Consider the following 21,693-nt stretch of genomic DNA (forward strand, 5'->3'; position numbering starts at 1 on the left):
GGCGGGGGTCAGGCGGCGGGCCAGTCCTGGGACGCCAGACGCGGCGAGACCGCCCCGGGTGGGGCGGCCTCAAGCCAGGACAGGAATCCCGTGACGGTCGAACGCGCCATGGCGATCTCGATCGGCGCGTGGTGGCTGGTACACCGCAGGATCACCCACTCGGCGGGCATCGACATGCGCTCCTGCCCCTCGGGCAGCCGGCGGCGCTCGACCGCCAGCCCCTTGCGCGAGAGCACCCGCTTGGGGCGCAGCGCGAAGCTGAACATGCGGTACCAGCGGAGTTCGTCGCCAACGAACCGGCCGAACCCGGGTGACCAGCCACGACCGTCGAGGATCGTGTTGACCCGGACGCTCAGCCGGATGATGCCACCGCTACGCGTGAACAGGGCCCGCCGGATGAAGAGGATCAGAAGCGCGACGACGACGATCGCGAAGCCGATTCCGATCCCTTCGACGATCTCCATCGGCGGGTCGGCTCAGCGGGCCGGGGTGGCGGGGGTTGCGCTCTCGGCGAGGACCGTGACGCCCTCACCGGTCACCGACAGGAAGCCGCCGGCCACGTCGTACGCGACCTGCTGGCCACCGGCCTGCTTGATGCGTACCTGGCTGGGTTCGGCGAGCTGGCCGAGCAGAGGTGCGTGCCCCGGCAGCACACCGAGCTCACCCTCGGTCGTCCGGGCGACGACCATCTCGGCCTCGCCGGTCCAGACCTTCTCCTCGACGGCTACGAGCTCGACGTGAAGCTGCTGTGCCACGCTGTCTCCTTGCTGCGGCGGCGGATTGCCGAAAGTCTAGTCGCGCCCCCGCAGCCCACCCAACGCGGGTGGTGAGAGCCGGACCACCACGGCCCCGCACCCGCTCAGGCTACTTGGTCTTCTGGACGAAGTCGGGGTGCTCCAGGAGGAAAGCGTCGAGCTGTTCGGTACGCAGGGCGGTGAAGAAGTCCTCCGCCGGTTCGAGCAGTTGCTCACCCCGGTAGTTGCTGCCGGTGCCGATCCCCCCGCCCGGCAGCTTGATGGTCTCGATCGCGTCCGGGCGGATGTCCTTCAGGGCCAGCCCGAAGTCCACCACGCTGTTGCCGCGTCCGTTGAACACCAGCGACTTGCCGGCCGCGCGCAGCACCCGGTCCAGCTTGACCGGGTTGGTCACCACGTCGGCGCTGAACGCCTGGCTCGCCATCGCCTTGACGAACTGCTGCTGGTGCCGCTGCCGGCCGTAGTCGCCGTCCGGCACGCCGTTCTTCGGATAGCGCTGCCGGACGTAGTCCAGCGCCTGCCAGCCCTCCAGGTGGGCGTTGCCCTTCTTGTACACGGCCTGCGGACCGAGGTAGCCCCCGCCGCCGGGCCGGAGCTGACGCGGGGTGCCGTCCGGCTGGAGGTGCTCGGAGCGCACCTCCCGCTCGATGTACATGTCGACTCCGCCCATGGCGTCGACGATCTTCTTGAACCCGCTGAAGTTGATGATCGCGCCGGCGTCGAAGCGCTTGATGCCGGTGACCTCCTGCACGGTCAGGGCGAGCAGCTCGAAGCCCTGTGCGGTGCTGGGGTTCTGGCCGGGCACGTTGCTGCCGTGCGACATGGCCGCGTTGAGCCGGTCGTTGGCACCCGCGTAGTCGGCCTTGGGGAAGGCCGGGATGTCGACCCGCAGGTCGCGCGGGAGCGAGAAGAGATAGCCGCGGTCCATGGTGGCGGGCACGTGCAGGACCATGATCGAGTCGGCCAGGGGGCGGGCGGTCGACGTGCGGGGGTCCACGCCGACGAGGAGGATGTTGAGCGGGCCCTTGATGTCGCTCTTCTTCTCGTTGGCGCCGGCGGCCTGGTCACCGAAGAGGTCGGCCTTGCCCACCGATCCCTCGTAGCGGGCGACCAGGGCGCGGGAGCCGATCAGCACGGAGCCGCTGAGCACCACCATGACGATGCCCAGGATCGTGCAGACGCGGGCCCACCGGGGCACGCCGCGCCACATGGACCGCTTCCCGCGATCCGCGCCGCCCTTACCGCCCACGAGCATCTCCAATCGTCGCGCCCACGGGTAGGAAGACGGGCGCGGGGGTCCGTTTGGTTGCAGAGATCAACGGCCGGGATGTGAAGTCGTGTCAGGAACGGTACCGCGCGATCCGGCGAACTGCTTGCCGGAGAACCGGGCATCTGGTAGTGCGGTGGCCCGAAAAGGCGAAGGCCGCCCCGGCTTTCGCCGGGACGGCCCTCGTGGGTGTGAGCGGGCTCTCAGCCCTCCTCGCCCATCAGCTCCTTGGCCTTGGCCCGAAGGTCGTCCAGGCCGCCGCACATGAAGAACGCCTGCTCCGGGAAGTGGTCGAACTCCCCCTCGCTGATCCGGCGGAAGGCGTCGATGGTCTCGGCGATCGGGACCGTCGAGCCGGGGACGCCGGTGAACTGCTCCGCCGCGTACGTGTTCTGCGAGAGGAACCGCTCGATCCGGCGGGCGCGGCCGACGGTGAGCTTGTCCTCCTCGGAGAGCTCCTCGATACCGAGGATGGCGATGATGTCCTGCAGGTCCTTGTAGCGCTGCAGGATCCGCTTCACCTCGGTGGCGACGGCGAAGTGCTCCTCGCCGACGAACTCCGGGGCGAGGATCCGGGACGAGGACGCCAGCGGGTCCACGGCCGGGTAGATGCCCTTGTCGGAGATCGACCGCTCCAGGTTGGTGGTCGCGTCGAGGTGGGCGAACGTGGTGGCCGGCGCCGGGTCGGTGTAGTCGTCGGCGGGCACGTAGATCGCCTGCATCGAGGTGATGGCCTGGCCCCGGACGGAGGTGATCCGCTCCTGGAGCTCGCCCATCTCGTCGGCCAGGGTCGGCTGGTAACCCACGGCGCTCGGCATACGGCCGAGCAGCGTGGAGACCTCGGAACCGGCCTGGGTGAAGCGGAAGATGTTGTCGATGAAGAGCAGCACCTCCTGCTTCTTCACGTCACGGAAGTACTCCGCCATGGTCAGCGCGGACAGGGCGACCCGCAGGCGGGTGCCCGGCGGCTCGTCCATCTGGCCGTAGACCAGCGCGGTCTTGTCGATGACGCCCGACTCGGTCATCTCGGCGATGAGGTCGTTGCCCTCGCGGGTGCGCTCACCCACGCCGGCGAAGACCGAGGTACCGCCGAAGTTCCGGGCCACACGGGTGATCATCTCCTGGATGAGCACCGTCTTGCCCACGCCGGCACCGCCGAACAGGCCGATCTTGCCGCCCTTGACGTACGGGGCGAGCAGGTCGATGACCTTGATGCCGGTCTCCAGCATCTCGGTCTTCGGCTCCAGGTCGGCGAAGGCCGGGGCCTTGCGGTGGATGCCCCACCGGTCGTCGGCCTGGATGGTCTCGCCCTCGGTGAGGTTGAGGCACTCGCCGATCGCGTTGAACACGTGGCCCTTGACCGCGTCGCCAACCGGCACGCTGATCGGCGCGCCCGTGTCGCGCACCTCGGTGCCGCGAACCAGGCCGTCGGTCGGCTGCATCGAGATGGCGCGGACCAGGTTGTCACCCAGGTGCTGGGCGACCTCCAGGGTCAGCGTCTTCTCGCCGCCGGAGAGCGTCACGTTGACGTGCAGGGCGTTGAACAGCTCCGGCATGGCGTCGCGCGGGAACTCGGCGTCGACGACCGGGCCGATGACCCGGACCACGCGACCCGTGGCCGTCTTGGTCTCAACTGCGGTTACAGTCATCACACTTCACTTCCCGACGCGGCCAGCGCGTTCGCGCCGCCGACGATCTCACTGATCTCCTGGGTGATGCCGGCCTGACGGGCCGAGTTCATCTCACGCGTGTACTTCTCGATCATCTCTTCGGCGTTGTCGGTGGCGCTCTTCATCGCCCGCCGACGGGCGGCCGACTCACTGGCCGCCGACTCCAGCAACGCCGCGAAGATCCGCGTGTTGATGTACTTCGGCAGCAGGGCGTCGAGCAGCGACTCCGGCTCCGGCTCGAACTCGTACGCCGGCAGCAGGCCCTCGGACCGGGGCCGGTCCTCGACCTGCATCGGACCGACGATCCGGGTCACCGGGTTCTGCGTCATCAGGGACTTGAACTCGGTGTAGACGATGTGCAGCTCGTCCACGCCGAGGATCCCGTCGGCGCCGGCGTCGTTGTCCGTGTCGTCCGCGCCCGCGGTGAACGCCTTGATCAGCGTCTCACCGACCTCGCGGGCGTCCTCGAACGTCGGCTGCTCGGAGAAGCCCGTCCAGCTGGCGGCGATCTGCCGGTTGCGGAACCGGTAGAACGCCACGCCCTTGCGGCCGATGACGTAGAGCACGGGCTCCTTGCCGTCGGCGCGCAGGCGGGCGATCAGCGACTCGGCGGTCCGGATCGCGTTCGAGCTGTAACCACCGGCCAGGCCCCGGTCGGCGGTGACCAGCAGGACGCCCGCCCGCCGCACCCGCTCGCGCGGGGTGAGCAGCGGGTGGTCGATCCGCGCGTTCGAGGCCAGCGCCGTCAGCACGCCGGTGATCGCCTCGGCGTACGGCAGCGAGGCCGCCACCTTGGCCTGGGCCTTGGCGATGCGGCTCGTCGCGACGAGCTCCATCGCCTTGGTGATCTTCTTCATCCCCTTGGCGGAACGGATCCGCTGCCGGAGAACGCGTACCTGGGCGGCCATCGGATCAGCTCTCGGCCGGGCGGTCGGTGCTGCCGTCGCGGAAGCGAGTCACCGTCTCGCGGGTCTCCTCGCCCTCCAGCGGCTTGGCCGGCGCGTCGTTGACCCGGACCTCGTCCTCCTTGCCCAGGAAGACCTGCTTGAACTCGGCGATAGCGGAGTCGAGCGAGGAGATGATGTCGTCGTCCCACTTGTTGTCCGCGATCCCGGCCAGGACGCCCTCGTGCTTGTGCCGGAGGTACTGGAGGAACTCGGACTCGAAGCGGCGGACCTCGCCGACCGGGACGTCGTCGAGCTTGCCCTCGGTACCGGCCCAGACGGAGACGACCTGCTCCTGCACCGGGTACGGCGAGTAGTTCGGCTGCTTGAGCAGCTCGACCAGGCGGGAACCGCGGTCCAGCTGGGCCCGGGAGGCCCGGTCCAGGTCGGAGGCGAAGGCGGCGAACGCCTCCAGCTCGCGGAACTGGGCCAGGTTCAGCCGCAGCGAGCCGGCGACCTTCTTCATCGGCTTCACCTGCGCGGCGCCACCGACCCGGGAGACCGAGGTGCCGACGTTGATGGCCGGCCGGACGCCCTGGTTGAACAGGTCGGTCTCCAGGAAGATCTGGCCGTCGGTGATGGAGATGACGTTGGTCGGGATGAACGCCGAGATGTCGTTCGCCTTGGTCTCGATGATCGGCAGACCGGTCATCGAGCCGCCACCCAGCTCGTCGGAGAGCTTGGCGCAGCGCTCCAGCAGACGCGAGTGCAGGTAGAAGACGTCACCCGGGTAGGCCTCACGGCCCGGCGGGCGGCGCAGCAGCAGCGACACGGCGCGGTACGCCTCGGCCTGCTTGCTCAGGTCGTCGAAGACGATCAGGACGTGCTTGCCGCCGTACATCCAGTGCTGTCCGATGGACGAGCCGGTGTAGGGGGCGAGGTACTTGAAGCCGGCCGGGTCGGAGGCCGGCGAGGCGACGATGGTGGTGTACTCCATCGCGCCCGCCTCCTCCAGCGTCCCCTTGATGGAGGCGATGGTGGAGGCCTTCTGGCCGATCGCGACGTAGATGCAGCGGACCTGCTTCTTCGGGTCGCCGGAGCGCCAGTTCTCGCGCTGGTTGAGGATGGTGTCCAGGGCGACAGTGGTCTTGCCGGTCTTGCGGTCACCGATGATCAGCTGGCGCTGGCCGCGGCCGATCGGGGTCATCGCGTCGACGGCCTTGATGCCGGTCTGGAGCGGCTCGTCGACCGACTTGCGGGACATCACGTTCGGGGCCTGGAGCTCCAGCTCGCGGAAGCCCTCGTTGGCGATGTCGCCGAGGCCGTCGATCGGCTCGCCCAGCGCGTTCACCACGCGGCCGAGGAACGCGTCGCCGACCGGCACGGAGAGCACCCGGCCGGTGCGCTTGACGCGCTGACCCTCTTCGATCCCGCCGAAGTCACCGAGGACGACGACACCGATCTCCCGGACGTCGAGGTTCAGCGCCACGCCGAGCGTGCCGTCCTCGAACTCCAGGAGCTCGTTGGTCATGGTCGAGGGGAGACCCTCGACGTGGGCGATGCCGTCACCGGCGTCGGCGACGGTGCCGACCTCCTCGCGGGAGACGTCGGCCGTGTAGGAGGAGACGTAGCGCTCCAGGGCGCCGCGGATCTCCTCCGTCGAGATGGTCAGCTCGGCCATCCTCTGCTTCCTTAAGTATCAGGGGCCCGGGATACCTAGTACCGACCGGTCCGATGGCGTCGAATCAGGGCTGCTAAGACGCTGGTCAGCGCTTCGCGAGCGCGTTGCGGGTCTCGTTGAGGCGGCGCAGGACGGTCCCGTCGTACAGGTCGGATCCGACCCGTACGCGCACTCCGCCGAGCACGTCGGGGTCGACCGTCTGCTTGACGGACACCTCCCGACCGTACATCTGGGAGAGGCGGGCGCCGAGGCGTCGCTCCTCCTCGTCGTTCAGCGGAGCCGCCACTGTCACGTACGCGACCTGACGGTCCCGCCGGTCGGCGGCCAGCTCGACCAGCCGGGTGAGCGCACCGGTGAAGGAGCGTCCCCCGAAGCCGGCGAGCGCGGCCTCGACGAGGCGGACGGTGACCGGCCGGGCCTTGCCGGCGAGCAGCTGCCGGGCCAGTTCGGCCCGCCGCTCGACGGTGGCCATCGGGTCGGAGAGCGTGTTGGACAGCTCGCCGGAGCCCGAGACGACCTGCCCGAAGCGGAACAGCTCGTCCTCGACCTCGCCCAGCTCGCCGGTCGAGTCGGCGCTCGCCAGGAGCGCCTCCACGCCGAGCCGCTCGACGCCGTCGAGCAGCTCCGACGGGGCCGACCAGCGACCGGAGACCAGCGTGGTCAGCAGGTCGAGCGCGTCCGCGCCGACCTTGCCGCCCAGGATCCCGGTGAGCAGAGCGGCGCGGTCCTCACCCGAACGCGCCGGGTCGGACAGCGCCCGGCGCAGCCGCGGCTCGCGCCGCAGCAGGGCGGCGACGGAGAGGATGTCGTCGGCGGTGGAGGCCACCGCCGACGGCTCCGCGCCGCGGGCGTACGCGTCGAGGCGCTCGGCCCCGGCGGAGTACGACTCCCGGCTGGCGGCCTGCATCAGCGGGCCCCCGTGCTCTCGAGACCGCTCAGGAACCGGTCGACGGTGCCCTTGCGGCGCGCCTCGTCGGCCAGCGACTCACCGACGATCTTGCTCGCCAGGTCCACCGCGATGGTGCCGACCTCGGTGCGCAGCTCGCGCACGATGGTGGCCCGCTCCGCGGCGAGCTGCTCCTTGCCGGCGGCGATGATCCGGTCGGACTCCTCGCGCGCCTTGGCGAGGATGTCCTGGCGGATGCCCTCGGCGTCGGCCCGGGCGTCGTCGCGGATCTTGGCGGCGTCGGTACGCGCCTCCGCGAGCTGGGCCCGGTACTGCTCGAGCAGCTGGTTCGCCTCGGCCTGCGCGGCCTCGGCGCGCTTGATGCCGCCCTCGATCGCGTCCACCCGGGCCTGGAACGTCTGCTCCATGCGCGGGAAGACGAACTTCATCAGCACGAAGCAGAGGACACCGAAGGCGACCAGCCCGACCACGATCTCCTGCCAGACAGGAAGGATCGGGTTGTGGGTCGTCTCACCACCCTCAGCGGCGAGGAAGTACATGGGAAAACCTCCCGGTCAAAGGGGCTGGTTCAGCCGGCCCAGATGAAGCCGAAGGCGATGCCCAGCAGCGCCAGCGCCTCGATGACGGCGAAGCCGATCCAGACGTACGGAAGGGTCATCCGGGACGACTCCGGCTGGCGGGCGGTCGACTGGATGTAGGCCGAGAAGACCAGGCCCACGCCGATGCCCGGGCCGATGGCCGCGAGACCGTAGCCGATGGCGGCGGTGCTGCCCTCTACCGCGGCGTAGATGTCCATTGGTTGGTTCCTCCTGGTTATCACGCGTGACGGTCACGCGGGACGACAACGGTTGGTGCGAAAGATCGGATCAGTGCTCGTCGGCGAGGGCGCCCTGCACGTAGCTGGCGGTCAGCACCGTGAAGACGTACGCCTGCAGACAGATCACCAGGAACTCGAGGAAGGTCAGCGCGATCGTCATCACCCAGGACAGCACCGAGACCGGTGCCAGCCAGACGTTGGCGCTGAGCATGGCGAACCCGCCGAGCGTGAAGACCAGCAGGAGCATGTGGCCGGCGAACATGTTCGCGAAGAGACGGACGGCCAGCGAGAACGGCCGGACCAGGAACGTCGAGAAGAACTCGATCGGGATCAGCAGCGGCAGGATGTACCAGGGCGCCGGCGGAACCAGAGAGGCCTTGACGTACTTCACGAAGCCGTGGTGCCGGATGCCGACCCAGATGAACATCACGTAGCTGATCACGGCGAGGATGGCCGGGAACGCGATGTGCGAGTTCGGCGAGATCTGGAAGAACGGCACGATGGCGAAGAAGTTCGTCAGCAGGATGAAGCAGAAGAGCGTGGTGAAGTACGGCGCGAACCGCACTCCCGCGTGCCCGATCATGTCCACCGCGATGTTGTTGCGCACGAAGCCGTAGATCGACTCGGCGAACCACTGCTTCTTGGTGGGGACGAGCTGCGGCTTCCGGTACGTGGCCAGGAAGAAGATGATCAAGATACCGACGGCGATCCACACCATCGCCGTGATCTTGGTGAACCAGTACGAGTTCTCCGCACCCCAGGGCAGGATGCTGGGCAGGTAGAAGTCCCCCACACTGGGTGGGAATTCCGCCTGGCCCTGAGCCAGGACGTTCGCCTGTCCGAACACCGCGTCCCTTCCTAAGTAGGCGTGCCCAGTCGGCGGACGACCAGGATGATCCCCCCGGCCATGCCGAGCACGACCCCGATACCGGTGGCGACGCCGCCGGTGTCGAGCCAACGGTCGACCAGCCAGCCGATGAAACCCCAGACGAGCATGCCCCCGATGAGGTATGAGAGCGCGGTCCAACCCTGACCGGCACCGGACGGAACGTCGCCCGGGCCGCCAGTGTCGGGGGGTTTCTGGTCACCGGCCATGACGGGGCGAACGATATCAGTCGAGCAGAAGAGGCTGTGCCTCACCCCCCGCACAACCTGGTTGTGTGGGACACGGGCGGGCGAAGTCGTCTGGAGGCACGGTACTCCTCCCCCGCCACTGAGAGAATGACCGATCGCGGACAGAACAACGCGTCGCCCGAAGGGTGGGACGGCTCAGCGCGGCATCCGTCGGGCGTGGACCGTGGTCAGCCACCAGACGTGCACACCGGTCCAGACCACGACGCCCGCGGCGATGCCGACAGCGAACGGGATCAGCCCCGGCCAGCCGGTCGAGGCGACCAGCACCATCACCCCGCCGAGCGCGGTGATCTTGGCGACGTAGAGGCCCAGCCCGAACGGCAGCACGAGCTGCGGATCCTTGGAGTCCGCCCAGGCCAGGACCACAGTGGTGAGCGTGTAGCTCGCCGCCGTGACGGCCACCCCGGCCGCCGCGCCGAGCGCGCCGTCCGCGCCGCGCCACACCCCGCCGGCCACCGCCGCGACGGCGGCGAGCACCGCCACCGCGGCCAGCAGCACCGGCAGATGGCGCAGTCGCCAGCCGTGGTCCGCGGTCGCCTCCGCCGCGCGCGTCCCGGGCTCAGCCACGGGGGTACGCCGGGAACTCGGTGACCAGCGCGGTCACGTCGGCGGAGATCCGGGCCAGTTCGTCGCCGCCCCCGGCAGACTCCGGATCGGTCCGCACCGCCCGCCCGATCAACGTGGCGATCCGGCGCATCTCCCCCTCGCGCATGCCCTGGGTGGTGACGCTCGGCGAGCCCACCCGGATGCCGGAGGCCACCGCCGGCGGCTGCGGGTCGTACGGGATCGCGTTCTTGTTGAGCGTGATGCCGGCGGCGTCGCAGCGGGCCTCGGCCTGCGCGCCGGTCACGCCGGTCTCGCGCAGGTCGAGCAGCGCCAGGTGGGTGTCGGTGCCGCCGGAGACCGGCGGCAGCCCCTCCGCGGCCAGACCGTCGGCGAGCGCGCGGGCGTTGGTGACCACCTGGGCTGCGTACGTGCGGAACTCCGGCTGCGCGGCCTCGCGCAGCGCGACCGCCTTGGCCGCGACGGCGTGCATCAGCGGGCCGCCCTGGGTGAACGGGAAGACCGCCTTGTCGATCCGGGCCGCCAGCGGCTCCCGGCAGAGGATCATGCCGCCGCGCGGGCCGCGCAGCACCTTGTGGGTGGTCGCGGTGACCACGTCGGCGTACGGCACCGGGGAGGGGATCGCACCGCCGGCCACCAGGCCGACGAAGTGGGCGGCGTCCACCATCAGGTACGCGTCGACCTCGTCGGCGATCTCCCGGAAGCGGGCGAAGTCGATCAGGCGCGGGTACGCGGTCGCGCCGCAGATGATCATCTTCGGCCGGTGCGCGCGGGCCAGGTCGCGTACCTCGTCGTAGTCGATCGTCCCGGTGTCCCGCCGGACGGTGTAGCCGACCGGGTGGAACCACTTGCCGGAGAAGTTCACCCGGCTGCCGTGGGTCAGGTGCCCGCCGTGCGGCAGGTCCATGGCCAGCACCGTGTCACCCGGCTGCACCAGTGCGGCGTACGCGGCCAGGTTGGCGCTCGCCCCGGAGTGCGGCTGGACGTTCGCGTGCTCGGCGCCGAACAGCTCCTTCGCCCGGGAGACGGCCAACTCCTCGGCCCGGTCCACCTCGGCACAGCCGCCGTAGTAACGCCGTCCCGGGTAGCCCTCGGCGTACTTGTTGGTGAGCGTGGAACCCAGCGCGGCCAGCACCGCGGGCGAGGTGAGGTTCTCGCTGGCGATCAGTTGCAGGCCGCCGCGCAACCGGTCCAGCTCACCCAGCACCACCTCGGCGATCTCCGGGTCGACGGCACTGAGCTGCTGGAAGTCCGGTCCCCAGAAGGTGTCCCTCGCGTTCTCCACAGCGAAGGAGTCTACGGAGCCGCACACTGGAGGCCGTGAGATGCCTCGTCACCGGTGCTACCGGCTACATCGGCGGACGCCTCGCGCCCCGGCTGCTGGCCGAGGGGCACACCGTACGCTGCCTGGCCCGCACCGCCGGGCGGCTGCGGGACGTGCCGTGGGCGGCCGAGGCAGACATCGTCGAGGGCGACCTGCGGCGGCCGGAGACGTTGCCGGCCGTGTTCGCGGGCATCGAGGTGGCGTACTACCTGGTCCACTCGCTGGGCCAACGGGGTTTCGAGGCGGCCGATCGGGAGGCGGCGACGAACTTCGCCGAGGCGGCGCGCGCCGCGGGCGTACGCCGGATCGTGTATCTCGGCGGGCCGGAGCCTGCGGAGCGCGACGGCCTGCCCTCGGCGCACCTGCGCTCCCGGGCGGAGGTCGCGCGGATCCTGCTGGACAGCGGTGTGCCCACAGCGGTGCTGCGCGCCGCCGTGATCATCGGGTCCGGTTCGGCCTCGTTCGAGATGCTCCGCTACCTGACCGAGCGGCTCCCGGCGATGGTCACCCCGCGCTGGGTGCGCAACCGGATCCAGCCGATCGCGGTCCGGGACGTGCTGCGCTACCTGGCCGGGTGCGCGCACCTGCCGGCCGACGTCAACCGGGCCTTCGACATCGGCGGCCCGGACGTGCTGACGTTCACCGAGATGATGCAGCGCTACGCCCGGGTGGCCGGGCTGCGGCCGCGGGTCATCCTGCCGGTCCGCCCGCTCACCCCGTCGCTCTCCTCGCACTGGGTCGGCCTGATCACGCCGGTGCCGAACGCGATCGCCCGGCCGCTGGTGGAGAGCCTGGTGCACGAGGCGGTGGCGCACGAGCACGACATCGCCCGGTACGTGCCGGACCCGCCGGACGGCCTGACCGGCTTCGACCAGGCGGTCGCGCTGGCGCTGACAAAGGTGCGCGACGCGCAGGTGGAGACGCGCTGGTCGAACGCGAGCGGGCCGGACGCGCCCGCCGAGCCGCTGCCGTCGGACCCGCGCTGGTCCGGTGGCACCGCGTACACGGATCTGCGGGAACGGACGGTGGATGCGCCACCGGCGGCGTTGTGGCGGGTCATCGAGGGCGTCGGCGGCGAGAACGGCTGGTACTCGTTCCCGCTGGCCTGGTCGGTGCGCGGCTGGATGGACCGCCTGATCGGCGGCGTCGGGCTACGGCGGGGCCGGCGCGACCCGCACCGGCTCCAGGTGGGCGAGGCGCTGGACTTCTGGCGGGTCGAGGAGATCGTCCCGGGCGAGTTGCTGCGGCTGCGCGCGGAGATGCGGCTGCCGGGGCGGGCCTGGCTGGAGATGCGCGCCGAGCCGGACGGGGACGGGCGCAGCCGCTACGTCCAGCGCGCCGTGTTCCTCCCGCGCGGGCTGCCCGGTCACCTCTACTGGGCCTCGGTGGCCCCGTTCCACGCGGTCGTCTTCGGCGGCATGGCCCGCAACATCGCCCGGGGCGCCGAACACCCGGCCGGTTAGGACGAAGAGCTGCCCTGCAGTGCGGGGCCGAGGAGCAGCCCTCCGTCGATGACGTACTCGGCGCCGGTGATGAAGGCCGCCTCCGGCGACACGAGGAACAACAGCAGCGCGGTGACGTCGGCGGGCTGCCCGAGGCGCGGGACGGCGTACGGCTCGGGCGAGTAGAAGTCGGCGATCGGGGCGTCGCTGCCGGCCGCCGGCTCGGTGATGAACGGAGTGTCGACCACGCCGGGGTGGATCGCGTTGACGCGGATGTTGTCGCGGCCCAGTTCGAGGGCGGCGGTCCGGGTGAGCCCTCGGACCGCCCACTTGCCGGCGACGTAGGGCGCGTAGAAGGCGGTACCGCCGATGCCCATGGTGGAGCCGATGTTGACGATCGTTCCTCCCCCGGCGCGCCGCAGCGCCGGGGCGGCTGCCTTGATGCCGAGGAACGTGCCGGTGAGGTTGACGTCGAGGATGCGGGCCCACGTGGCCCGGTCGGTGGACTCGATGAGGGCCGGCGGGTTCTGCACTCCGGCGTTGTTGACCAGGATCGTGAGCGCGCCGAAGGCCTTCTCGGTCTCCGCGACGGCGGCGGCCCACGACTCCTCCCGGGAGACGTCCAGGTGGACGGCGAGGGCCCGGTGTCCGAGCTCGGCGGCGAGGCCGGCGCCACGCTCGGCGTTGATGCCACCGATGACGACGTTGGCGCCTTCGGCGTGCAGGGCGCGAACGTGGCTGGCCCCCTGCCCGCCGGTGCCGCCGGTGACGAGAACGGTCTGATCGGCGAAGCGGGACATCGGATCCTCCAGTACGTACGGGGCGACCACCCGGGCCGGGTGGTGAGTCGAGCGACTCACCACCCGAAGCTACGCCTCGTCAGATGGTGAGTCAACCCACTCACCTCGCTATGATGGGCGGATGACCCCAGCGCCGTCGGCCTATCACCAGCGCGTGGCCCAGGAGAAGCGCGCGCTGATCGTCCGGGCGGCCACCGAGCTCTTCCTGGAGCTGGGCTACGACCGGGCGTCACTGGCGCGCATCGCCGACAGTGCCGGCGTGTCGAAGGCGACGCTGTTCAAGCAGTTCCCGACGAAGGCGGCACTGTTCGATGCCATCGTCATCGACTCGTGGGCCGAGAAGGACGTCGCCGACGTACCGCCCGCCGGTGACCTGACGGCCGGCCTGACGGTTCTCGGGAGGCACTACGCGACGCTCCTGAGCCGGCCGGAGATGACCGACCTGTTCCGCATCGTGATCGCCGAACTGCCACGCTTTCCCGAACTGGCCCGAGCGCACTTCGCCCAGGGCAAACTGCCGTACTTCGAGTCCGTCCGGATCTACCTCGTGGCCGAGCACGAGGCGGGAGCCGCAGACATCGCCGACCCGGAGATGGCCGCCACGCACTTCCTCGGGATGATCTCCAACTACCTGTTCTGGCCGCGCCTTCTGCTCCCGGACTGGACGGTGAACCCTGCCCGCACCACCGCGGTCGTCGAAGAAGCCGTCCGGACCATGGTCGCGCGGTACGGCAGGCCGACGAGCTGACTCTCAGTTGCCGGTTCGGGGGCTGGTGTGCTGGAAGGCCACGGCCTGACCGGGCGGGACGAAGTCGCGTACCGGCTCGTCGCGCAGCGACCACGCGAGGATGCGGCCCACGGCGGCGATCTGCCGCTTCTGCACACCGCCGCCGACCGCGTCCCGGGGGTCGTCCGGGTTCGCGGCGATCGTCGCCACCGACAACTGCGGCGTGAACGCGACGACCGTCTCGGTGGCGTTCCGCTCCGAGCTTCCGGTCTTGCCCGCCACCGGCCGGCGCAGCCCAGGTGCCAGCTCCTCGGCCGTGCCACCGTCGCAGCGCCGGTACATCGACTGGTCGCCGACCGGGCAGCGGCTGGCGTCGGCCGCCGCTCGGGCGACCTCGGTGTCGAGCACCTGCCGGCAGTCGGTGTTCCCGGCGGCCACCTTCCGCCCGGCCGGATCGGTGATCGAGGTGACCGGCGTGGGCCGGCACCAGGTGCCCTCGGCGGCCACCGCGGCGTACGCGCCGGCCAGGTCCAGCGGCGTGGTGGCGGAGACGCCGAGCGTGAACGGTCCCCAGCTCTTGGCGCCCTCGCGGGCCATCTTCGCGTCGGCCGGTGCGCGGAACACGATGCCCAGCCGCTGGGCCATCTCGACCACCCGGTCCGCGCCGACGCGCTCGGTCAGCCACGCGAAGTACGTGTTAACCGACCGGCCGAACGCGTCCCACATGTCCCGGTCGCCGTCCATCCAGTAGGTGTTGGCGTTCGCCGGGCACCACCGGCCGCCGCAGCTCGCCGGGCCGGCGCCGACCGGGTACTGCGTCACGTAGACGGGCGGGGCGTCGAACTCCGTGTCCAGCGGCAGCCCCGACTCCAGCGCGGCCAGCAGCGCGAACAGCTTGAACGTGGAGCCCGCCTGGTAGCCGGTGATGCCGCCACCGCCGGCCACCAGCTGGTTGACCGTGTTCGGGTAGTTCTGCCGCCCGTCCGGGTTGGCGGTCGTGCCGTAGGTGCGGTTCACCGCCATGGCCAGCACCCGGCCGGTGCCCGGCTGCACCACGGCGGTCGGCGCCGCCCGCGCGATCGTCTCCGGGTAGATCGCCCGCACCTGCTCGCTCGCCTTGGCCTGCACGTCCGGGTCGAGCGACGACACGATCTTCCAGCCGCCCCGGCGCAGCGTCCGCTGCCGCTCGTCGACGTTCTCGCCGAACGCCGGCTGGGCGTTCCACCACTGGGTGAACCAGTCGCAGAAGAAGCCCCAGTCGTTGTGGTCGGCGGGCACGGCGGCGCAGTCGTTCGGCGTGGTGTTGGGCTCCAGCGCCAGTTCCGTGGCCTTCGCCGCCTCCGCGTCGGCCGCGTTCACCCGGCCGGTCTCCACCATCCGGTCCAGCACGTACGCCCGGCGTTGCAGCGCCGAGTCGGCCTCCCCGTTGATCGGGTCGTCGGCCGGGGACCGGACCAGCCCGGCGAGCAGCGCGGCCTGGGCCAGCGTGAGCCGGTCCGGCGTGGTGGAGAAGTAGCGCTTGCTGGCGGCGGCGATGCCGTACGCCCCGGCGCCGAAGTACGCGATGTTCAGGTAGCGCCCGAGGATCTCGTCCTTGCCGATCTGCCGTTCCAGCGTCAGCGCGTACCGCATCTCGCGGATCTTGCGTCCGACGGTGATCTCGGTGGCGGCGGCGCGCTGCTCCTCGGTCAGCCGGGGGTCACCGGCCAGCGCGTTGCGCACGTACTGCATGGTCAGCGTGGAGGCGCCCTGACGGGTGCCCTCGCGGCGGTTGGCCGTGAACGCCCGTGCCACGCCGCGCACGTCGACGCCGTGGTGCTCGTAGAAGCGCACGTCCTCGGCGGCCACGATCGCCTCGCGCATCACCGGCGCCACCTCGCCGACCGGCACGTCCACCCGGTCCTCGACGTAGAACGAGGTGATCAGCGTCCGCCCGTCGTTGGCGTACAGGTTGGAGCGCTGCGCCGGCTGCGGCGTCCTGAGCGCCTCCGGCAGCACCGTGTACGGCATCAGGTTCTTCACGCCCAGCCCGAAGACCAGCGCGGCCGGCAGCGCGGCGGCGGCCAGGGCCAGTCCGGCGAGCACGCCGGCGAGCACAACGGTGAACAGCTTGTCGAGATAGGCCCGGTTCATCAGCTCTCCCCGCAGGAGCCGGCCGTACGGACCCGTTCAGAATGACCGGATTGCTCGCTTTCGCCGACATCTTCCGCGAAATGCGCAGGAAGTTCGCGAGGAAGGATGAATCTCAGGGCAGCAGCGCGGCAGCCAGCGGCTGCACCGTCTCCTCGATCTCGTCCGCGACCCGGCTGAAGCACTGGTCGCCCCGGCCCCACGGGTCGTCCAGATCGTCGGTGGGCAGCGCGGAGGCGTTCTGCCGGGCCGCGTCGGCGGCCGCCACCAGCGCGACACCGCGCGCGAACACGGCGTCCGGCGTCGGCTCGGCCGGCGGCAGGGCGGACCGGTCCAGCCCGCCGAGCAGGCGGCCGAACTCACCGAGCACGAACGTGCGCGCTGCGGCGTCCGGCCGCAGCGCCACCACGTACTCCTGCTGGTCGGCGGTCGCGGTGAGCACCAGGTCGGCGGCGTCGATCAGGTCGGAGCGCAGCCGCCGGGCGGCGAACCCCTCGGTGTCGCCGCCGCGCGAGAGCACCTGCCGGGCGGCGGGCGGGTTCATCTCCTCGCCCGCGTGCCAGCCGCCGGTGCCGGCGCTGTGGCTGTGCACGAGCGCGTCCGACCCGGCCGGGTCGACGTCGAGGCGGGCCAGCCGCTCCCGGACCGCGAGCAGCAGCAGCCGCTCGGCCATCGGCGACCGGCAGATGTTGCCCATGCAGACGTGCAGGACGGTGAAGGGCGGCACTCAGACCCCCCGCTCGTCGAGGATGTCCGGCACGACCTCCCGCAGCTTCGCCAGCGTCACAGCGCCCTCGCGCAGCACCCGCGGCACGTCGCCGGTCAGGTCGACGATGGTGCTCGGCACCGGGTCCACCGCCGGCCCGGCCTCCAGGTACGCCCGGACGCCGTAGCCGAGCTGGTCGCGTGCCTCCTCGGCGGTGAGCGCGGCGGGCTGGCCGATCTTGTTGGCCGACGCGACGGCCATCGGGCCGGTCTCCCGCAGCACCTCCAGCGCCACCGGGTGCAGCGGCATCCGCACCGCCACCGTGCCGCTGTTGTCGCCCAGGTCCCAGGCCAGGCTCGGCGAGTGCTCCAGCACGATGGTCAGCGCACCGGGCCAGAACGCCTCGACCAGGTCGCGGGCCGCGCCGGGCAGCGAGAAGACCAGGCCGTCGAGCGTGTGCCGGGAACCGATGAGCACCGGGGGCGCCTGCCGGGCGCCACCCTTGGTGTCCGCCAGGGCCTTCACCGCGTACGGGGTGAAGGCGTCCGCCCCGATGCCGTAGACCGTGTCGGTCGGCAGGACGACGAGTTCACCGTTCTTGACCGCCTCGACGGCAGCGGCGATGCCGCGGTCCCGGTCGGCGGGCGACCGACAGTCGTAGAGCATCACGAGGAGTCAGTCTGCCACGCCGGGGCCGGGTCGGCGTGGGTGCCGTCCGCCCGCCGGGACGCGCTCGCAAAGCGGGGCCGCCCGGCCAGGTCCCGGTGTTCCGCGACCCGGTCGTAGCGGCCGTCGCCGCGCAGCAGCGCCGGCACCGCCGCCGCGTGCGTGTCGTCGTGCTCGATGCCGATCGCGCCGCCCGGGCGCAGCAGCACGGCGGCCCGGCCGACCACCGGCCGGATCACGTCCAGCCCGTCCGCGCCGCCGAACACCGCCTCGTCCGGGTCGTGCCCGGCCACCTCCGGCGGCACCGCCACCGACCTCGGCACGTACGGCGGGTTGCAGAGCAGCACGTCGACCCGTCCGGCCAGGTCGGCCAGCAGGTCCGGATCGGTCACGTCGGCGGCCAACACCTCGATCGGCCGGTCCCCGGCGGCGGCCCGGCCGGCCGCGTTGCGCCGCAGCCACGCCAGCGCGGCCGGGGACCGTTCCACCGCCACCACCCGGGCCGCCGGCACCTCCTGCGCGACCGCGAGGGCGATCGCGCCGGAACCGCTGCACAGGTCGACCACGAGCGGCGCGGCGTACTCCCGGGCCCGCTCGATCCCCCAGCCGGCCAGCAGTTCCGTTTCCGGCCGGGGCACGAACACGCCCGGCCCGACGGCCAGCTCCAGGTGCCGGAAACCGGCCGAGCCGAGCAGGTGCTGCAACGGCTCGCGCGTCACCCGCCGCCCGACGAGCGCGTCCAGGCGGTCGCGCTGCGCCGGGGTGAAGCCGTCGGCGAGCGCCAGCCGGCCACGCGGCACTTCCAGGACGTACGCGGCGAGCTGCTCGGCCTCGGCGCGGGGCGCCTCGACGCCGGCCGCCGCGAGCGCGCGCGCCACCCGGGTGATCACCAGCGAGGGGCGTTCGCGTTCTGTCCCTTCGGACGGGTGTTGCGGGAGTGCGGTCACGCAATAATCATGAGGCGTCGCGGCCCACCTCACGAGCGGGTGCGTCCGGGCGCACACCGCAGGGAGGTCGCGAGTGGGCTGGCTCGACCAGGTCGAGGACCAGGTTGACGCTCTCCGCCGCGCTCGGTCACTGCAGGAGGCCAGCCGGTCCGCGGAGGCGTGTGCCCTGCTCGACCGCGTCATCCGCACCACCGACGACCCGTACGCGCGCGCCGACGCGCTGGTGCAACGCCTGTCCGCGCTGATCAATCTCGGCCGCACCGCCGAGTTCACCCGCGCCGTCGAGGACGCCTCCGCCGCCGTACGCGACCTGACCGAGCCCTACCTGCACGGGCACCTCAACGCGCTGGCCGCGCTCGCCGCCCACCACCAGGGCGCGCTGGACAGGTGCGTGATGCACCTGGTCCGGGCCGCCCGCGCGCTCAGCGCCGACGACACCCCCGACCGGGACACCGCCTGGGGCTGGCACGACCTGGCGATGGCGTACTCGTACCTCAGCTTCCACGGCCACGCGCTGGGCGCGATCGAGCGGGCCCGGGAGGTCGGGCTCAGCGTCGGCATCCCGGAGGAGACGTTCGCCGCCCCCGGGATCCGGCTGCGCAACGCGGTCGCGCTCGACCACAACGGCGACAGCGACGGGTGCCTGCGGGTGCTGCGCGACGTCGCCGGTGACCTGGCCCGGTTCCTGCGGGGCGGGGGCGCCGGCAACCTGCGCCCGAGCAGCCTGGCCGCGTACGGCTACGCCGCCGCCCGCCGGGCCGCGCTCGGCGACCGGGTGGAGTCCGCCGGGGACGCCGACCCGACCCGGCTGCTCGGCCACGGCGGGGACAGCGCCCGCGCCCGCGACCTGCGCCAGCTCGGTCAGGTCTGCCTCGCGGTGGCCGCCGGCCGCCCGATCGAGGCGGTCACCCGGCTGGACTCGCTGCGGGTCTCCGACGAGACGCTCGGCGCGGCCGAGGCGCCCCGGCTGCGCAGCGTCGCCCTGGCCCGGGCCGGTGACCACGCCGGCGCGCACCGGGCCGACCGGCACGCGTTCCGGCTGGCGGCGCGGCGCAGCGACCGGCTGCGGGACGTCTACATCGACGGCATCGCCGCCCGGATCGACCACGAGGAGATGCGCCGCGAGGCGGCCCGGTACGAGGGCGAGGCGCTCACCGACCCGCTCACCGGCCTGCCCAACCGGCGCCGTCTGGAGCGCTACCTGGGCGCCGTGGTGTCCCGGGGCGAGCGGGTGGTGATCGGCGTCTGCGACCTCGACGGGTTCAAGGCGGTGAACACCCGGCACGGCCACCACTCCGGCGACCTGGTGCTGCAACGGGTCGCCGGGGTGATCAACCGGGTGATGCGGCGGGGCGACTTCGTGGCCCGCTACGGCGGCGACGAGTTCGTCGTGGTGCTGCCCGACACCGTCATGCCGGAGGCCGTCGAGGTGGCCCGCCGGATCGAGGCGGCCGTCCGCGCCGAGGACTGGGAGTCCCTGGTGCCGGGCACGCCGGTCGGGGTGACGATCGGCTTCGCCGAGGTCGACGGCAGCACCACCGTGAGTGTCCGGGAGGCACTGGGCGCAGCGTTCGAGCTGGCCGACCGGGAGATGCTGCGCGCCAAGGCGCGGTTGCGGGCGAGCTGAGACCGTGCCCCCGGGGTTGCCTTCGCGGATCCCCGTGCGGGCGGCGCAGCCTTCGCGCGGTGCCGCGCCGGGTCAGCGGCGGGACAGCTCGGTCTCGCCGGCCAGCCGGGCCGCGCGGTCCGCCTCGGCCAGCGCGTCGAGCACCCCGTCCAGCTCGCCGGCCAGCGCCAGGTCCAGGTTGTACGCGGTGTAGCCGATGCGGTGGTCGGTGATCCGGTTCTGCGGGAAGTTGTAGGTGCGGATCCGCTCGGACCGGTCCACGGTGCGGACCTGCGCCTTGCGGGCGTCCGACGCCGCGGCGTCCGCCTGCTCCTGGGCGGCGGCGAGCAGCCGGGCGCGCAGGATGCGCATGGCCTGCTCCCGGTTCTGCAGCTGCGACTTCTCGTTCTGGCAGGAGACCACGATGCCGGTCGGCACGTGCGTGATCCGGACCGCCGAGTCGGTCGTGTTCACCGACTGCCCACCGGGGCCGGACGAGCGGAACACGTCGATGCGCAGCTCGTTCGGGTCGATGGTGACGTCGACGTCCTCCGCCTCGGGCAGCACCAGCACGCCGGCGGCGCTGGTGTGGATGCGACCCTGCGACTCGGTGACCGGGACGCGCTGCACCCGGTGCACGCCGCCCTCCCACTTGAGCCGGGACCAGACGCCGTTGCCGCCCTCCGGGACGCCCTTGCTCTTGATCGCCAGCGAGACGTCCTTGACGCCACCCAGGTCGGAGTCCTGCGCGTCGATCACCTCGGTGACCCAGCCGTGCCGCTCGGCGTACCGGGTGTACATCCGCAGCAGATCGCCCGCGAACAGCGCGGACTCCTCGCCGCCCTCGCCGGCCTTGATCTCGACGATCACGTCCTTGGCGTCGTGCGGGTCGCGCGGGATGAGCAGTTCCGCGAGCCGTTCCTCCAGCGCCGGCAGAGACGCGGCGATGCTGTCCGCCTCGGCGGCGAACGTCGCGTCCTCGGCGGCCAGCTCCCGGGCGGCGGTCAGGTCGGCGCGGGCCTGCTCCAGCTCGCCGGCCGCCTTGTGCAGCGGGACCAGCTCGGCGTACCGACGGCCGACCCGCCGGGCGGTGCCCTGGTCGGCGTGGATGGCCGGGTCGGCCAGCCGCCGCTCCAGCTCGGCGTACTCGTCGAGGAGGGCGGCCAGGCGCTCACTGCTCATGCTGCGGATGCTCCTTGGAAGTGGAACCGGCACAAACGGACGAACGCCCGTGCCCGGCAGGAGCCGGACACGGGCGTCGTCGACGGAGCTACTTGGCCTTCTTGGCCTGAACCTTGGCGTACTTCTGCTGGAACTTCGCGACCCGGCCGGCGGTGTCCAGCACGCGCTGCTTACCGGTGTAGAACGGGTGGCAGGCGCTGCAGGTCTCGACGCTGATGGCGCCGCCCTTGGCGGTGCTGCGGGTCGTGAACGTGTTGCCGCAGGAGCAGCGGACCTCGGTGGTCACGTACTCCGGGTGGATGTTGGGCTTCATGTCGCCTCGGTCCTTTCGTCGGTGGTCGCCGGGTCGCCGTCAGTGCTCCCCGTCGTCACGACGGGCTCGGGCGTGAACCGGAACCGGTGGCCGATTGACCAGTCTGCCACGGGCGTCTTCCACCCGGCACAGGAGGTCCGCCACCCCCAACGCCGGCCCACCCGTCAGCAT

General features: G+C 71.7%; 23 protein-coding genes. 3 read left to right on the forward strand and 20 right to left on the reverse strand.

Annotated elements, in window-relative coordinates:
• Positions 1–8: 8 nt before the first annotated feature.
• The 13 genes from EAD96_RS09635 to glyA form a co-directional block, all read right to left on the reverse strand.
• On the reverse strand, positions 9–464 hold the full coding sequence (locus EAD96_RS09635) for a DUF2550 domain-containing protein (protein WP_121684028.1): 456 nt from the start codon (positions 462–464) through the stop codon (positions 9–11).
• Between the two features lie 12 nt (positions 465–476).
• Positions 477–755: a F0F1 ATP synthase subunit epsilon gene (locus EAD96_RS09640; RefSeq protein ID WP_047893558.1), complete on the reverse strand. Its 279-nt coding sequence runs from the start codon at positions 753–755 to the stop codon at positions 477–479.
• Between the two features lie 109 nt (positions 756–864).
• The gene (locus EAD96_RS09645) at positions 865–2,010 is read right to left on the reverse strand and encodes an LCP family protein (RefSeq protein WP_120573384.1); all 1,146 of its coding nucleotides are present in this window, start codon (positions 2,008–2,010) and stop codon (positions 865–867) included.
• 215 nt (positions 2,011–2,225) lie between these two features.
• Positions 2,226–3,671, reverse strand: a complete 1,446-nt coding sequence (atpD, locus tag EAD96_RS09650; RefSeq protein WP_120573383.1) for a F0F1 ATP synthase subunit beta — start codon at positions 3,669–3,671, stop codon at positions 2,226–2,228.
• Positions 3,671–4,600, reverse strand: coding sequence for a F0F1 ATP synthase subunit gamma (locus tag EAD96_RS09655; protein WP_120573382.1), 930 nt, complete (start codon positions 4,598–4,600; stop codon positions 3,671–3,673). Before EAD96_RS09655 ends, atpD begins: the two co-directional genes overlap by 1 nt.
• A 4-nt stretch (positions 4,601–4,604) precedes the next feature.
• Entirely contained in the window at positions 4,605–6,257 is a 1,653-nt protein-coding gene (gene atpA, locus EAD96_RS09660) for a F0F1 ATP synthase subunit alpha (protein ID WP_120573381.1), read from the reverse strand.
• An 85-nt stretch (positions 6,258–6,342) separates the two neighbouring features.
• On the reverse strand, positions 6,343–7,164 hold the full coding sequence (locus EAD96_RS09665) for a F0F1 ATP synthase subunit delta (protein ID WP_120573380.1): 822 nt from the start codon (positions 7,162–7,164) through the stop codon (positions 6,343–6,345).
• Complete coding sequence (locus EAD96_RS09670) at positions 7,164–7,703, reverse strand: F0F1 ATP synthase subunit B (protein ID WP_121684029.1); 540 nt, start codon at positions 7,701–7,703, stop codon at positions 7,164–7,166. The genes EAD96_RS09665 and EAD96_RS09670 overlap by 1 nt, the downstream gene beginning before the upstream one ends.
• Before the next feature lie 29 nt (positions 7,704–7,732).
• Entirely contained in the window at positions 7,733–7,960 is a 228-nt protein-coding gene (locus EAD96_RS09675; RefSeq protein WP_091422600.1) for an ATP synthase F0 subunit C, read from the reverse strand.
• Between the two features lie 70 nt (positions 7,961–8,030).
• The gene (atpB, locus tag EAD96_RS09680; RefSeq protein WP_121684030.1) at positions 8,031–8,828 is read right to left on the reverse strand and encodes a F0F1 ATP synthase subunit A; all 798 of its coding nucleotides are present in this window, start codon (positions 8,826–8,828) and stop codon (positions 8,031–8,033) included.
• Between the two features lie 11 nt (positions 8,829–8,839).
• Positions 8,840–9,076, reverse strand: coding sequence for an AtpZ/AtpI family protein (locus EAD96_RS09685; protein ID WP_091423295.1), 237 nt, complete (start codon positions 9,074–9,076; stop codon positions 8,840–8,842).
• Between the two features lie 174 nt (positions 9,077–9,250).
• Positions 9,251–9,682, reverse strand: coding sequence for a hypothetical protein (locus EAD96_RS09690; RefSeq protein ID WP_121684031.1), 432 nt, complete (start codon positions 9,680–9,682; stop codon positions 9,251–9,253).
• Positions 9,675–10,964, reverse strand: coding sequence for a serine hydroxymethyltransferase (gene glyA, locus EAD96_RS09695; RefSeq protein ID WP_199733116.1), 1,290 nt, complete (start codon positions 10,962–10,964; stop codon positions 9,675–9,677). The genes EAD96_RS09690 and glyA overlap by 8 nt, the downstream gene beginning before the upstream one ends.
• 35 nt (positions 10,965–10,999) lie before the next feature.
• Here glyA and EAD96_RS09700 point away from each other — a divergent pair, with 35 nt between their 5' ends.
• Complete coding sequence (locus EAD96_RS09700; RefSeq protein ID WP_121684033.1) at positions 11,000–12,466, forward strand: SDR family oxidoreductase; 1,467 nt, start codon at positions 11,000–11,002, stop codon at positions 12,464–12,466.
• Here EAD96_RS09700 and EAD96_RS09705 read toward each other — a convergent pair.
• Positions 12,463–13,245 carry an SDR family NAD(P)-dependent oxidoreductase gene (locus EAD96_RS09705; RefSeq protein WP_120574156.1) on the reverse strand — a complete coding sequence of 261 codons (783 nt, stop codon included), beginning with the start codon at positions 13,243–13,245 and terminating at the stop codon, positions 12,463–12,465. The two genes, EAD96_RS09700 and EAD96_RS09705, sit on opposite strands and share 4 nt — an antisense overlap.
• 121 nt (positions 13,246–13,366) lie before the next feature.
• Here EAD96_RS09705 and EAD96_RS09710 point away from each other — a divergent pair, with 121 nt between their 5' ends.
• Entirely contained in the window at positions 13,367–13,993 is a 627-nt protein-coding gene (locus EAD96_RS09710; RefSeq protein ID WP_121684034.1) for a TetR/AcrR family transcriptional regulator, read from the forward strand.
• A gap of 3 nt (positions 13,994–13,996) precedes the next feature.
• Here the strand turns inward: EAD96_RS09710 and EAD96_RS09715 are convergent, their stop codons facing one another.
• From EAD96_RS09715 to prmC, 4 genes are all read right to left on the reverse strand, one after another.
• Positions 13,997–16,105, reverse strand: coding sequence for a transglycosylase domain-containing protein (locus EAD96_RS09715; RefSeq protein WP_121684035.1), 2,109 nt, complete (start codon positions 16,103–16,105; stop codon positions 13,997–13,999).
• 112 nt (positions 16,106–16,217) lie between these two features.
• Entirely contained in the window at positions 16,218–16,829 is a 612-nt protein-coding gene (locus EAD96_RS09720) for a phosphotyrosine protein phosphatase (RefSeq protein ID WP_047893554.1), read from the reverse strand.
• Positions 16,830–17,474, reverse strand: a complete 645-nt coding sequence (locus EAD96_RS09725; protein WP_121684037.1) for an L-threonylcarbamoyladenylate synthase — start codon at positions 17,472–17,474, stop codon at positions 16,830–16,832.
• Entirely contained in the window at positions 17,474–18,421 is a 948-nt protein-coding gene (gene prmC / locus EAD96_RS09730) for a peptide chain release factor N(5)-glutamine methyltransferase (protein WP_199733117.1), read from the reverse strand. The genes EAD96_RS09725 and prmC overlap by 1 nt, the downstream gene beginning before the upstream one ends.
• Before the next feature lie 73 nt (positions 18,422–18,494).
• On the opposite strand from prmC, the gene EAD96_RS09735 reads away from it, so the two are divergent.
• On the forward strand, positions 18,495–20,048 hold the full coding sequence (locus EAD96_RS09735; protein WP_120573347.1) for a GGDEF domain-containing protein: 1,554 nt from the start codon (positions 18,495–18,497) through the stop codon (positions 20,046–20,048).
• Positions 20,049–20,120: 72 nt separating this feature from the next.
• On the opposite strand, the gene prfA is transcribed toward EAD96_RS09735, so the two are convergent.
• Entirely contained in the window at positions 20,121–21,209 is a 1,089-nt protein-coding gene (prfA, locus tag EAD96_RS09740) for a peptide chain release factor 1 (RefSeq protein WP_120573346.1), read from the reverse strand.
• A gap of 88 nt (positions 21,210–21,297) precedes the next feature.
• The gene (gene rpmE, locus EAD96_RS09745) at positions 21,298–21,522 is read right to left on the reverse strand and encodes a 50S ribosomal protein L31 (RefSeq protein ID WP_013288272.1); all 225 of its coding nucleotides are present in this window, start codon (positions 21,520–21,522) and stop codon (positions 21,298–21,300) included.
• Positions 21,523–21,693 lie beyond the last annotated feature (171 nt).

This window comes from Micromonospora sp. BL1 (assembly GCF_003667485.1).
Taxonomy (GTDB): Bacteria; Actinomycetota; Actinomycetes; order Mycobacteriales; family Micromonosporaceae; genus Micromonospora; species Micromonospora tulbaghiae.